The organism is Geodermatophilus sp. SYSU D01180, assembly GCF_054050415.1.
Window position 1 is genome coordinate 38,341 of the sequence record NZ_JBJGZH010000012.1, and the last position, 12,605, is coordinate 50,945.

Sequence of the window (12,605 nt, forward strand, 5' to 3'; positions counted from 1 at the left end):
CCCGGTCGGCTGACCGCGTGGCGTGCGCGGGTCGACCGCGAGGATGTCGCCATGGACCTCAACGCCGACCTCGGGGAGTCCTTCGGTGCGTGGACCCTCGGCGACGACGCCGCGATGCTGCAGGTGGTGACCAGTGCGAACGTCGCCTGCGGCTTCCACGCCGGGGACCCGCTGACGCTGCGGCGGGTGTGCGCGCAGGCCGCCGACGCCGGCGTCGCGATCGGCGCGCAGGTGTCCTACCGGGACCTCGCCGGCTTCGGCCGCCGGTTCCTCGACGCCGCGCCCGACGAGCTCGCCGCCGACGTGCTGTACCAGCTCGGCGCGCTCGACGGCCTGGCGCGGGCGGCGGGCACGCGGGTGCGCTACGTCAAGCCGCACGGGGCGCTGTACAACGCGGTCGTCGCGCACGAGGAGCAGGCCGCGGCCGTGGTGTCCGCCGTCGCGGCGTACGACCGGTCGCTGCCCGTGCTGGGGCTGCCGGGCTCGGCGTTCCTGCGGTTGGCCGGCGAGGCGGGGCTGCCCACGGTGGCCGAGGCGTTCGCCGACCGCGCCTACACCCCGGCCGGCACGCTGGTCCCCCGCCGGCAGCCGGGTGCGGTGCTCACCGACGCCGCCGAGATCGCCCGGCGGTGCGTGGCGATGGCCGCCCGGGAGCCGGTGACCGACGTCGAGGGCGGTCCGCTGGTGCTGGCGCCGGACTCGATCTGCGTGCACGGCGACACCCCCGGCGCGGTGGCCATCGCCCGGGAGGTGCGCGCGGCGCTCACGGACGCCGGCGTCGCGCTGGCGCCGTTCGCCTGATGCGCGTCCTGCCGAGCGGGTCGGCCGCGCTGCTCGTGGAGCTCGACGACCTCGACGCCGTCCTCGGGTTCTCCGCCGCGCTGCGCGAGCGGGCGCTGCCGGGCGTCGTCGACGTCGTCCCGGCCGCGCGAACGGTGCTGGTGGTGGCCGACGGGGACCTCGCCGACGTGCAGGCCGCGCTGGAGCGGCTGCCGTGGCGGCCGGGCCGGGCGGGCACCGGCGAGCGGGTCGAGCTGCCGGTGCGCTACGACGGCGCCGACCTCGCCGACGTCGCGGAGCTGCTCGGCACCGACCCCGACGGCGTCGTCGCGGCGCACAGCGGGCGGGAGTGGACCGTGGCGTTCTGCGGGTTCTCCCCCGGCTTCGGCTACTGCGTCCCGTCCCTGGAGCCTGGAGCCGACCCGTGGGACGTGCCGCGGCTGGCCACCCCGCGCACGCGGGTGCCGGCCGGGTCGGTGGGCCTGGCCGGCGGCTTCACCGGGGTGTACCCGAGCGCGTCGCCGGGCGGCTGGCGGCTGCTCGGGCGAACCGACGTCGCGGTGTTCGACCTGGCCCGCGACCCGGCCGCGCTGCTGCGCCCCGGCGTGCGGGTGCGGTTCGTACCGTGCTGACCGTCCTGTCCCCCGGCCCGCTGACCACGGTGCAGGACCGCGGCCGGCCGGGGCTCGGCGGGATCGGCGTCGGCCGGTCCGGGGCCGCGGACCGGGCCGCGGCCGATCTGGCGAACAGGCTGGTGGGCAACGACCCCGCGGCCGCGGTGCTGGAGGTGACCCTCGGCGGGCTGGTGGTGCGCGCCGGGGCCGACCTGCTCGTCGTCACCACGGGCGCGCGCTGCCCGGGGTCGGCGGTGCACGCCGCACCCGGCCCGCTCCGCGCCGGGGCGACGCTGGCGCTCGGCACTCCGGCCGCGGGGCTGCGCACCTACCTCGCCGTCCGCGGCGGGATCGCCGTCCCGCCGGTGCTGGGCTCGCGGTCCACCGACGTGCTCTCCGGCCTCGGCCCGGCGCCGCTGCGTGCCGGGGACGTCCTGCCGGTCGGGGACGCCGCCGGCCCGCTGCCCGGCGTCGACCTCGCGCCGGTCGCCGACCCGCCCGCCGGGGAGGTGACCGTGCGGCTGCTGCCCGGTCCGCGCGCCGACTGGCTGAGCTCCTCGGCCCTGGACGCGCTGGGGTCGGCCGCGTGGACGGTCACCGCGGAGAGCAACCGGGTGGGGCTGCGGCTGGCCGGTCCGCGGCTGGACCGCGCGGCCGGGGGCGAGCTGACCAGCGAGGGGCTGGTCCGCGGCGCGGTGCAGGTGCCGCCGTCGGGGCAGCCGGTGCTGTTCCTCGCCGACGCGCCGGTGACCGGCGGCTACCCGGTGGCCGGCTACGTCGCCGACGACGACGTCGACCGCTGCGCGCAGCTGCGCCCCGGGCAGGTGCTGCGGCTCCGGCGCTAGGCCCGCAGCAGGGTGACGTCGACGGCCAGGGTGCGGAACGGGTTGGGCAGGCCGAGCGCGGCGGCGCGCTGCGGGTCGTCGACCTCGGGCACGTCCCGGACGAGGCTCTCCTTGACCCCGAAGACCGCGTCGGAGTCGAGGTAGGGCGAGTCGGCGACGAACACGTGCGTGGTCACCGGCCGGTACCCGGGGGCCGCGGCGATGACATGCAGGTGCGCGGGGCGGTTGGGGTGCCGGCCGGTGGCGGCGAGCAGCTGGCCGACCGGGCCGTCGTGCGGGATCGGGTACCAGCGCGGCACGACCGACCGGAACCAGAAGCGGCCGTCGTCGTCGGCGGCGAACAGCCCGCGCAGGTTGCCCGGCGGCTGGACGTCCGGCTGCTGGACGTCGTAGAAGCCGTCCGCGTTGGCCTGCCAGACGTCGACGGTGGCGCCGGCCAGCGGCTCGCCGTCCGGGCCGGTGACCCGCCCGGACACCAGGCACGGGGTGCCCTTGCCGTCGAGGGCGATGTCGTCGCCGAGCTGCCGGGGCGGCGACCCGACGACGTGGAAGGGGCCGAGCACGGTGGACTCGGTGCCGGTGCCCCCACTGCGGTGGTTGATCGTCTCCACCAGCATCGAGACGCCGAGGACGTCGGAGAGCAGGACGAACTCCTGGCGCACGGCGTCGCTGGTGTGCCCGGTGCGGGTGAGGAAGTCGATCGCCGCCGCCCACTCCTCCTCGGTGAGCTCGACGTCCTTGACGAAGGCGTGCAGGTGACGGACCAGCGACGTCACCACCTGCCGCAGCCGCGGGTCCGGGGTGCCCGCGAAGCTGGCGGCGACGACGTCGGCCGAGCGCTCCTCGCTGAACAGCTCGTGCATGCGGGCCACTCTCCCGGGGCCGTGCACCTCCGCGGAAGTGCACGGCCCCGGGCGCTCAGAACGGGTAGGCGGGCAGGTCGCCGCGCACGGTGACCCACTGGGTCTCGGTGAACGCCTCGATGTTGGCCTGCGGGCCGCCGTGCCGCGAGCCGGTGCCGGACGCCCCGACGCCGCCGAACGGGGCGACCGCCTCGTCGTTGACCGTCTGGTCGTTGACGTGGACCAGGCCGGACGGGATGCGCTCGGCCAGCTCGAGGCCCGCGTAGACGTCGCGGGTGAGGATGCCGAGGCTCAGGCCGTACTCGGTGCCGGCGGCCAGCTGCGCGACCTCGTCGAGGCTGGAGAACGGCGTCACCGGGGCGACCGGGCCGAAGATCTCCTCCTGGTAGGCCAGGTGGTCGATCGCGACGTCGCCGAGGACGGTCGGCCGGTAGAACAGCCCCTCGTAGGTGCCGCCGGTGCGCACGGTGGCGCCCTCGTCGACGCTGGCGGTGACCAGCCCGTGCACGCGGTCGCGCTGGCCGGCGTCGATGAGGGGGCCGAGCGCCACCTGCTCGCGGAACGGGTCGCCCACGGGGAGCTTCTCGACCTTCTCGGTGAGGACGGCGGTGTACTCCTCGGCGATCGACTCGTGCACCAGGTGCCGGCTGGTGGCCATGCAGATCTGCCCCTGGTGGGCGAAGGTCCCCCAGGCGCCGACGCCGGCGGCGGCGGTCACGTCGACGTCGGGCAGCACGATCAGCGCGGAGTTGCCGCCGAGCTCGAGGTGCGCCCGCTTGAGGTGCTGGCCGGCCAGCGCGCCGACTGCGCGGCCGGCGCGGGTGGAGCCGGTGAAGGCGATGACCCGTACCTGCGGCGCCGTGACCAGCGCCTCGCCGACGTCGGCCCCGCCGGGCAGGACCTGGAAGACGCCGGCCGGCAACCCGGCCTCCTCGAAGACCCGGGCGAACACCGCGCCGCCGGAGATGGCGGTGCGCGGGTCGGGCTTGAGGACGACGGCGTTGCCGAGCGCCAGGGCCGGGGCGATTGCGCGGATGGCGAGGATGGTCGGCACGTTGAACGGCGCGATGACGCCGACGACGCCGGCCGGGACGCGGCGGGCGAAGCTCAGCCGCGGGGCGGCGGAGCGCAGCAGCTCCCCGTAGGGGTGGCTGGGGAGTGCGGACGCCTCGTAGCACTCCTGCGCGCTGGTGTGGACCTGGAAGTCGCCGAAGGGCTGGATCGCGCCGGACTCGCGGGCCAGCCAGCCCTTGATCTCGTCCGCGTTGTCCTCGAGCACCTGGCCGGCGCGGCGCAGCACCCGCGCGCGCTCCTCGAACGGGGCGGCCGCCCACGCGCGCTGCGCCTCCGCCGCCCGCTCGGCCGCCGCGTGGACGTCCTCGGGGGTCGCCTTGCCGACCGGCGCGATGACGTCGCCGGTGGCCGGCTCCACCGCGTCGTACGTGCCGCCGGACCCGTCGGTCCAGGCGCCGGTCCAGACCTTGCCCTGCCACGCGCCGTCGTCCAGGAGTGCCACGTCGTCCCCTCTCCTCGTCCTGCTGCTGGTCCCGCTGTTCCCCGTGCGCCTGCGATCCTCGCGGAGGCGTCTGCTGACCGCTGCGCAAGGGGTCGGCGAGGTCTGTGGACAGGCGCCTGAGCTGCGGATTCATGCTGCACGAGGTCGCCGGGACCAGTAAGCTTCGGTCATGTGTTCGGGTGCCTCGGGGAGTGGTGACGTCCTCGACGACGTCGCCGCGCTGGTCGCCGAGCGCAACCGGATCGACGCCCGGCTGGCCCGCGCGGTGCGCGCCGCGGAGTTGTCCCAGGCGCCGGAGCGGGACGGGCTGAGGTCGATGGCCTCGTGGCTGCGCGGGCACTGCCGCCTGTCGGCGGCGGAGGCGTCGCGGCTGGTGCGCAACGGCCGGGCCCTGGAGCACCTGCCGGCACTCGCCGAGGCGCATGACGCCGGTCTGGTGTCGGCCGAGCAGGTCGCGGTCGCCGCCCGCGCCGTGACCCCCGAGCGGCTGGCCTCGGCGCTCGAGCAGCGCGTGGACCTGGCCGTGATCGATGCGGTGGTCACCGGCGTGGCGGTCGAGCGCGCGCACGCGGACCTGGTGCAGGTGGTGCAGCACTACTGCACCGACCTGGATCCCGACGGGCCCGAGCCGGACCCCACCGAGGGCCGGTCGCTGACGCTGGCCCGGCACGCCGACGGCTCGCTGTCCGGCCGGTTCCACCTCGACGCCGTGGGCGGGGAGAAGCTGCAGACCGCCCTGGAGGCGCACGTGCAGGCCGACCGGCCCGCCGGGGACGAGCGCAGCCGCGCCCAGCGGCTGGGGGATGCGCTGGTGCAGGTGGCCGACAACGTGCTGGCGTCCGGGTCGCTGCCGGTGCTGCGGGGGCACAAGCCGCAGATCGCCGTGCGGGTCGACCTCGAGGATCTGGTCGACCCGGCCGGGAGCCCGAACGCCGGGCGGCTGGGCTCCGGCGCCGCCATCTCCGCCGCCCGGGCCCGCTGGCTGGCCTGTGAGGGGGCGGTGTCCCGGGTGGTGTTCGGTCCCGGCGGCGCCCCGCTGGACCTGGGCCGGGAGCAGCGGCTGATGAGCCGCCACATCCGCAAGGCGGCGGAGCTCCGCGACGGCGGCTGCGTGTTCGCCGGCTGCGGGGCGCCGACCTGGTGGTGCGACGTCCACCACCTGGTCCACTGGATCGACGGCGGCGACACCTCACTCGACAACAGCGCCCTGTTGTGCGAACGCCACCACACCAAGGTGCACCACGGGTTCCGCGTCGAGCGACAACCGACCGCCACCTGGCGCACCTACCGGCCCGACGGCACCGAGATCACCACCCCGGCGCCGCTGCTGGCGCCTGCGGCCTGACCGCGCCCCGGGGGAGCCCCGGCGCGCCTCCCGCCGTCAGGTCTCGGACCAGACGCCGAGCTGGTTGCCGCTCGGGTCGGTGAAGGAGAACCGGCGCCCACCCGGGAACGCATACGGGCCGTCGACGACGCGGCCGCCGGCGCTCGTCACGGCGTCCACGGAGGCGTCCAGGTCGGCGGAGTACAGCAGCACGAGCGGGCCGCCGGGACGGACCTCGTCGTCCAGGCGCAGGCCGCCCACCTCGGCCGCCGGGTCCCCGGGGTCCTGGATGCCGGCGTAGCCGGGGCCGTAGTCGGTGAACCGCCAGCCGAACGCGTCGGTGTAGAAGCGCCGGGCCCGGTCGAGGTCGGTCACGGCGAGCTCGACGTAGTCGATGGCGTGGTGCCGGTGCTGGGACGAGGGGTCGGCCATGCCCGGCAGACTGCACCCGGGCAGTGACGGGACCCGGCGCCCTCAGGCGGCGGGCGGCGACCGGGGCGCTCCTCCCCGTGACGACGCACCGCGCCCGCCGAACGCCTCGGCGGCACGTCCCCGAACGGCCCGGGACCGCCCCGATCCCTACCTACCGTTCTGCTCATGAGGGCCGTGGGAGTGCAGGCGGGAGGGGCGTACCTGGACGGGATCCGGAGCCGGCTGCTGCTCGCGGTCCTCGTCGGCCTGGGTGCCGCGCTGTTCCACTACTGGCTGGACGACGAGGTGACCGCGACGGTCCTCGTCGGGCTCGTCACCGTCGCCGCGATCGCCCTCACCCCCAGTCCCGCGGAGCCCGCCGGACGCGACTGAGGGCCGGGGTCAGCCGGCGCGCATCTCCTGGAGGACCGGGCCGGCGACCTTGAAGGCGTGGTTGGCGGCCGGGACGCCGGCGTAGACGGCGGCGTGCTGGATGACCTCGGCGATCTGGTCCTCGGTCAGGCCGTTGTGCACCGCGGCGCGCACGTGCAGCGCGAACTCGTCCCAGTGCCGCAGCGCGATGCAGATCGACAGCGTGGCGATGCTGCGCTCGCGCCGCTCGAGGCCCGGCCGCTGCCAGACGTCGCCCCAGGCGACCCGGGTGATGAAGTCCTGGAACCCGGCGGTGAACGGCGTCGTGTTCGCCACCGCCCGGTCCACCCACGCGTCGCCGAGCACCTCGCGCCGGGTGCGCATCCCCGCCTCGCGGCGGGCGTCGTCGGTGGAGAGGCCGTCCGGGTCGAGCGGCGCGTCGCTCACGCGTGCCCCCCGGCGGCGTCGAGGTGGCCGAGCAGCGCGCCGGTGACCTCCAGCGGCTGCTCCAGGTTGGGCAGGTGCGCGCCCGGGCTCACCGACAGCAGCGAGGCGCCGGCGATCCCGTCGGCGATGAGCTGCTGGTGCGGGGGCGGCAGCGCCGGGTCCTCCGCGCCGGACACCACCAGCGTGGGCGCGGTGATCCGGGCGAGGTCCGCGCGGGCGTCGAAGTGCCCGACCGCCTCGCAGCAGTTCGCGTACCCCTCGTCGTCGGCGCCGGCGATCATCGCCTCCAGCCGCGCCACGAGGTCCGGGTGCTGCGCGGCGTAGCCCGGGGTCAGCCAGCGGCCCACGATCGCGGGTGCGAGCGGTGCGGTCCCGCCGGAGCGGGCCTGCACCGCCCGGTCGAGGAAGCCCTGCGGCTCCGGCTTCGCCGAGGTGCACAGCAGCGCCAGCCGGCCCACGCGCGAGGGCTCGCGCGCGGCCAGCCGCATCGCCGTCATCCCGCCCAGCGACAGCCCGGCCACGTGCGCCCGCCGCACCCCGAGCCGGTCCAGCAGCACGAGGACGTCGTCGACCAGGTCGTCGACCGTGTACGGCCCGGCCGGCGCGGGCGACTCCCCGTGTCCGCGGGTGTCGTAGGTGACCACGCGGTAGCGCTCGGCCAGCGCCGGCACCTGCGGGTCCCACATCCCCCGGGTGGCGCCCAGCGAGTTGGACAGGACGACGACCGGCGCGTCGGCCGGCCCGTCTTCGGTGTAGCTGACCTCGACCGCGGTCACGGTGCCCCTTCCACCAGCTGCTCGTGCTCGGCCAGCGCGGCGTCCACCTGCGCACCGGCCTCCCCCACGTCCGGCGCGCCCGCGGCCAGCACCGCGGCGACGTCGACGTCGGTCCGGGTGGCCACCACCTCGGCCAGCGTCCGGCCCGTCTCGCGCGCGTGCCGCGCCGCCTCCGCGGCCGCGTCGTGCGCCGCGCCCCGCCCCAGCGACGGCGTCAGCGCCTCGGCCAGCGCGCCGGCCAGCGACCCCTCGCCGGCCGCGGACACGGCCTCGGCCATCCGGCCGACGTCGGGTCGCAGCCCGCGCAGGCTCTCCGCCAGCCAGGCCGCGGCCGACCCCACGGTGACCAGCAGGTCGGTCAGCGTCGGCCACTCGCTGTGCCACGCGCCGGCGGCCCGCTCGTGCTCCTGCTCCATCGCGCCCAGCAGCGTCGCCACCAGGCCCGGGGCGCGCCGCGCGCACGCCCGCGCCGAGATCGCCGCCACCGGGTTGCGCTTGTGCGGCATCGCCGACGACCCGCCGCGCCCCTCGCCGACCTCCGCGACCTCGGCCACCTCCGACTGGGCGAGCAGCACCACGTCGACGGCGACCGTCGCCACCGCGCCCGCGGCCGCGCCCAGCGCGCCGGCCAGGTCGGCCACCGGCAGCCGCGTGGTGAACCACGGGACGGCGGGCGCGACCAGCCCCAGCTCCTCCGCCAGCGCCGCCCGCACCGCGATCCCGGCGCCCCGCGACGCCGCCAGCGTCCCGACCGCGCCGCCGTACTGCACCGGCAGCGAGGCGACCACCTCGGCCAGCCGCAGCCGCGCGCCGTCGAGCCCGGCGAGCCACGTGGCGGCCTTGAGCCCGAACGTCGTCGGCAGGGCCTGCTGCATCAGCGTGCGGCCCACGAGCACGTCGTCGCGGTGCGCCCGCGCCAGCGCCGCGCACCCGTCCGCCGCCGCGGCCAGGTCGGCGTCCAGCGCCGCCACCGCCCGGCGGGCGAGCAGCAGCAGCGCGGTGTCCAGCACGTCCTGGCTGGTGGCGCCCACGTGCACCGCGACGGCGTCGCGCTCCCCCACCGCGGCCTGCAGCGCCCGCACCAGCGGCGGCACCGGGTTGCCGGCGTCGGCGGCGTGCGCGACGACGGCCGCGAGGTCCAGCCGCGAGGGGTCGGCGCAGGCGGCGGTCACCGCGTCGGCCGCCGTCGCGGGCACCATGCCCGCCGCGGCGGCGGCGCGGGCGAGGGCCGCCTCGACCTCCAGCAGCGCGCGGAACCAGGCGTCGTCGGACACGGCCGCCGCCGTCCCGCCCCGGGCGAAGGTGCCGGCGAACAGACCTGTCACGACGTCCTTCCTACCGGCGGCCGCGGGGTCGCGCTCGGACGGCGGCGCACCTCAGACGGCGAAGAAGACCGTCTCGCGGTCCCCCTGCAGGTGCACGTCGAAGCGGTAGCCGTCCTCGGCCGGCTGCGCGAGCAGCGTGGCCCGGCGGTCCTCCGGCAGCGCGGCCAGCACCGGGTCCGTCGCGTTGGCCCCGGCCTCGTCGGCGAAGTAGACCCGGGTGACGACGCGGTCGAGCAGGCCGCGGGCGAACACCGAGACGTCGACGTGCGGCGCCTGCAGGCCGCCCTCGCCGTCGGGCACGCGGCCGGGCTTGAGGGTGAACACCGCGAACTCACCGGTGATCGTGGAGGCGCGCGCGTAGCCGCGGAAGCCGGGGTACGCCGAGGGCCCGCGGGGGTCCTCCGGCGAGGGGAAGCGGCCGTCGGGGTCGGCCTGCCAGGTCTCGACCATCGCGTCGGGGACGACGTCGCCCGCGCCGTCGAGCACCCGGCCGCGGATCCAGAAGCCGCCCGGGGTGCCCTCGGCGGCGGCCCACTCGCCGTCCGGCCAGGTCAGGCCGATCGCCAGGTAGGGCCCGACGGTGGCGCTGGGGGTGGTGCCCAGCCGGAACGGCCCGGTGAGGAAGCCGGTGCCGCGCTGCCCGGAGCGCGGCTGGAAGGGGACGGCCGGGTCCGGCGGGACGTCGAGGGGGTTCGGCACGCTCACGCCACGTCTCCGTCGTCGTCGGTCTCGAACGGCGTCTGCTCGGTGCCGCGCAGCACGATGTCCCACTCGAAGGCCAGCGCCCAGTTGACCTGGGTGCGGTCGAGGGAGTACCGGCTGACCGCCCGGTGCCGCGCCGCGGCCGGGATGGCGTTGAAGATCGGGTCCTGGCCGAACAGCGGGTCGTCCGGGAAGTACATCTGGGTGACCAGGCGCTGGGTGAACGCCCGGCCGAACAGGCTGAAGTGGATGTGCGCCGGCCGCCAGGCGTTGTGGTGGTTGCCCCACGGGTAGGCGCCGGGCTTGACCGTCATGAACTCGTAGCGGCCCAGGCTGTCGGTGACCACCCGGCCCAGCCCGTCGAAGTGCGGGTCCAGCGGCGCGGGCCAGTTGTCGACGACGTGCCGGTAGCGGCCGGCCGCGTTGGCCTGCCACACCTCGACCAGCGCGTCGGGCACCGGGCGGCCGCCGCTGTCCAGCACCCGCCCGTACACGAGGATCCGCTGGCCGATCGCCTCGCCGCCGTTGCGCAGCGTCAGGTCGGCGTCCGACGGCAGCACCCGGTCCTCGCCGAGCACCGGGCCGGTGACCTCGGTGAGCCGGTGCGGCAGGTCCACGGGCGTGCGCAGCGGCGCGCGCAGCGCGGTGCTCCGGTAGTCCGGGAAGCCGACGGGCGTCCGCGTCCCGTCGGGTTCGCGCAGGTACCGCGGCAGGACGAGCCTGCCCTCCGACGTGGTCCCGGTCATACCGGGAACGTACGTCCGGGCGGCGACGCCGGGCGAGCGGCGGGTCCCGCCCAGTGGAAGGGCGGCCGCCCGGTCAGCGGGCCGCGGACGACGCCGCGATCGAGGCCAGGTGGGCGTGCACGAGCGTCACCGCGAGCGCTCCCTCGCCGACCGCCGAGGCCACCCGCTTGACCGAGCCCTGCCGCACGTCGCCGGCCGCGAAGACACCGGGCGTGCTCGTCTCCAGCATCGCCGGGGGCCGGTCCAGCGGCCAGGCCGGCGTGACGTCGTCGCCGGTCAGCAGCGCCGCCCCGGTGAGCAGGAAGCCCCAGCGGTCGCGGGCCAGCGTCCCGGCCAGCCAGTCGGTGCGCGGCTCGCTGCCGATCATCACGAACAGCATCCCGGGCTCCTCGACCTCCGCCCCGGTGTCGAGGTCCTGCAGGACGACGGTCTCCAGGACGTCGCTGCCGCGCCCGCCGACCACCTGCACCCGGTACCGGACGTCGACCCGCGGCAGCGCCTCCAGCTCGCGGATCAGGTAGTCCGACATCGTCTCGGCCAGCGAGCGCCGGCGGACCAGCACGGTCACCCGCTCGGCGTAGCGGGAGAGGTACACCGCCGCCTGCCCGGCCGAGTTGCCGCCGCCGACGACGAACACGTGCCGCCCGGCCATCGCCGGCGCCTCGCTGACCGCCGCCCCGTAGAAGACGCCCCGGCCGGTGAACGCCTCCAGCTCCGGGACGCCGACCCGCCGCCAGGCCGCGCCGGTGGCGATGACCACGCTGCGCGCCCGCACCGCCGTCCCGTCGTGCAGCGTGACCCGGTGCAGCCCGTCCTCGGTGCGCAGCGACGCGGCGGTGCGCATGAAGGAGAACGTCGTGCCGAACGCCCAGGCCTGCAGGTACGCGGAGAACGCCAGCCGGCTGCCGCTCACGCCGGTGGGGAACCCGAGGTAGTTGCGGATCAGCGAGCTGGTGCCCGCCTGCCCGCCGACCGCCTCGCACTCCAGGTGCAGGGTGTCCAGGCCCTCGGAGGCGGCGTACACGCTCGCGCCCAGGCCCGCGGGCCCGGCGCCGACGATCGCGACGTCGTGGACGGCGTCGGGGTCCAGCGGGTCGAACAGACCGAACGCCTCGGCCACCTCGAGGTCGGTCGGCGCCTCGAGCACGGTCTGCTCGGGCCGGAACCGGACGACGACGACCGGCAGCCGCGACCGCTCCAGCTCCAGGTCCAGGTCGGCGAGCATCGCGCGGCCCTCGGGCGAGCCGGCCTCGTAGACGCCCAGCGGGATGCGGTTGCGGGTCATCTGGTCGCGCAGGTGCTGCGCGTGCGGGTCCCACCGGTGCCCGATGATCCGCACCGCCTCGAAGCCGCCGCCGCGCCGGGAGGACCACTCGTCGAGGATCTCGGTGACCGAACGGTGGAACTCCTCGTCGGGGCGGCCCTGCGGGGCGTACACCCAGCGGTCGAGCTGGCCGACGGTGATCGCCTCGAAGATCGGCCGGGCGGTCTCGAACGCGCCCCACCGGACCAGGGCCACGGCGATCGCGCCGGGGTGCCGCGCGTGGCAGGCGCGCAGCACCTCCAGCCCGTCGGGGTCGTCCTCGCCGAGGCCGCCGAGGAGCACGGCGACCGCCGGGTCACCCGCGGCGGTGAGCGCGGCGTCCAGCTCGCCGGGGTCGGTCCCGGAGACGACGCGGTAGTCGCTGCCGTAGCGGCGCTCGAGCTCGCGGGTGGTCGAGGTGCGCAGGCCGGCGTCCCGGGCGACGACGGCCAGGGCGGTGCCGGTCACGACGCCGCTCCGCGCGGGCGGGCGGGGACGGGGGTCAGGGCACCGTGCACGGGGCTCTCCGGGTGCGCGCATCCCCCGTGCGGACCGTGGGCGCGGCCATGCAACCACTCCCC

At 76.8% G+C, this 12,605-nt stretch carries 14 protein-coding genes; 5 read left to right on the top strand and 9 right to left on the bottom strand.

Features of this window, described 5'->3' with window-relative positions; all coding sequences use genetic code 11:
• Window positions 1–51 precede the first annotated feature (51 nt).
• The 3 genes from ACI8AA_RS12845 to ACI8AA_RS12855 are packed head-to-tail and all read left to right on the top strand — an operon-like array spanning window position 52 to window position 2,239.
• Entirely contained in the window at window positions 52–801 is a 750-nt protein-coding gene (locus ACI8AA_RS12845; RefSeq protein WP_457044798.1) for a LamB/YcsF family protein, read from the top strand.
• A complete protein-coding gene (locus tag ACI8AA_RS12850) occupies window positions 801–1,412 on the top strand; it encodes a 5-oxoprolinase subunit B family protein (RefSeq protein WP_457044799.1) in 612 nt (203 codons plus the stop codon). Before ACI8AA_RS12845 ends, ACI8AA_RS12850 begins: the two co-directional genes overlap by 1 nt.
• Window positions 1,406–2,239, top strand: coding sequence for a 5-oxoprolinase subunit C family protein (locus tag ACI8AA_RS12855; RefSeq protein WP_457044800.1), 834 nt, complete (start codon window positions 1,406–1,408; stop codon window positions 2,237–2,239). Before ACI8AA_RS12850 ends, ACI8AA_RS12855 begins: the two co-directional genes overlap by 7 nt.
• Here ACI8AA_RS12855 and ACI8AA_RS12860 read toward each other — a convergent pair.
• Complete coding sequence (locus tag ACI8AA_RS12860; protein WP_457044801.1) at window positions 2,236–3,102, bottom strand: intradiol ring-cleavage dioxygenase; 867 nt, start codon at window positions 3,100–3,102, stop codon at window positions 2,236–2,238. The genes ACI8AA_RS12855 and ACI8AA_RS12860 overlap by 4 nt on opposite strands.
• 55 nt (window positions 3,103–3,157) lie before the next feature.
• Entirely contained in the window at window positions 3,158–4,618 is a 1,461-nt protein-coding gene (locus tag ACI8AA_RS12865) for a benzaldehyde dehydrogenase (protein WP_457044802.1), read from the bottom strand.
• Between the two features lie 169 nt (window positions 4,619–4,787).
• Between ACI8AA_RS12865 and ACI8AA_RS12870 the strand changes: the two genes are divergently transcribed.
• Window positions 4,788–5,963 (top strand): DUF222 domain-containing protein, encoded by a 1,176-nt coding sequence (locus ACI8AA_RS12870; RefSeq protein WP_457044803.1) that lies wholly within the window; start codon window positions 4,788–4,790, stop codon window positions 5,961–5,963.
• Between the two features lie 36 nt (window positions 5,964–5,999).
• Here ACI8AA_RS12870 and ACI8AA_RS12875 read toward each other — a convergent pair whose 3' ends face one another.
• On the bottom strand, window positions 6,000–6,374 hold the full coding sequence (locus ACI8AA_RS12875) for a VOC family protein (protein ID WP_457044804.1): 375 nt from the start codon (window positions 6,372–6,374) through the stop codon (window positions 6,000–6,002).
• Between the two features lie 165 nt (window positions 6,375–6,539).
• Between ACI8AA_RS12875 and ACI8AA_RS12880 the strand changes: the two genes are divergently transcribed.
• Window positions 6,540–6,746 (top strand): hypothetical protein, encoded by a 207-nt coding sequence (locus tag ACI8AA_RS12880; RefSeq protein WP_456934869.1) that lies wholly within the window; start codon window positions 6,540–6,542, stop codon window positions 6,744–6,746.
• A 9-nt stretch (window positions 6,747–6,755) separates the two neighbouring features.
• Here the strand turns inward: ACI8AA_RS12880 and pcaC are convergent, their stop codons facing one another.
• The 6 genes from pcaC to ACI8AA_RS12910 form a co-directional block, all read right to left on the bottom strand.
• Window positions 6,756–7,172, bottom strand: coding sequence for a 4-carboxymuconolactone decarboxylase (pcaC, locus tag ACI8AA_RS12885; protein WP_457044805.1), 417 nt, complete (start codon window positions 7,170–7,172; stop codon window positions 6,756–6,758).
• Window positions 7,169–7,948 (bottom strand): 3-oxoadipate enol-lactonase, encoded by a 780-nt coding sequence (gene pcaD, locus ACI8AA_RS12890; RefSeq protein WP_457044806.1) that lies wholly within the window; start codon window positions 7,946–7,948, stop codon window positions 7,169–7,171. Before pcaD ends, pcaC begins: the two co-directional genes overlap by 4 nt.
• Complete coding sequence (pcaB, locus tag ACI8AA_RS12895; RefSeq protein WP_457044807.1) at window positions 7,945–9,273, bottom strand: 3-carboxy-cis,cis-muconate cycloisomerase; 1,329 nt, start codon at window positions 9,271–9,273, stop codon at window positions 7,945–7,947. Before pcaB ends, pcaD begins: the two co-directional genes overlap by 4 nt.
• A 51-nt stretch (window positions 9,274–9,324) precedes the next feature.
• Entirely contained in the window at window positions 9,325–9,978 is a 654-nt protein-coding gene (pcaG, locus tag ACI8AA_RS12900; protein WP_457044808.1) for a protocatechuate 3,4-dioxygenase subunit alpha, read from the bottom strand.
• A complete protein-coding gene (gene pcaH, locus ACI8AA_RS12905) occupies window positions 9,975–10,721 on the bottom strand; it encodes a protocatechuate 3,4-dioxygenase subunit beta (protein WP_457044809.1) in 747 nt (248 codons plus the stop codon). The genes pcaG and pcaH overlap by 4 nt, the downstream gene beginning before the upstream one ends.
• A gap of 73 nt (window positions 10,722–10,794) precedes the next feature.
• A complete protein-coding gene (locus tag ACI8AA_RS12910) occupies window positions 10,795–12,492 on the bottom strand; it encodes an FAD-dependent oxidoreductase (protein WP_457044810.1) in 1,698 nt (565 codons plus the stop codon).
• Window positions 12,493–12,605 lie beyond the last annotated feature (113 nt).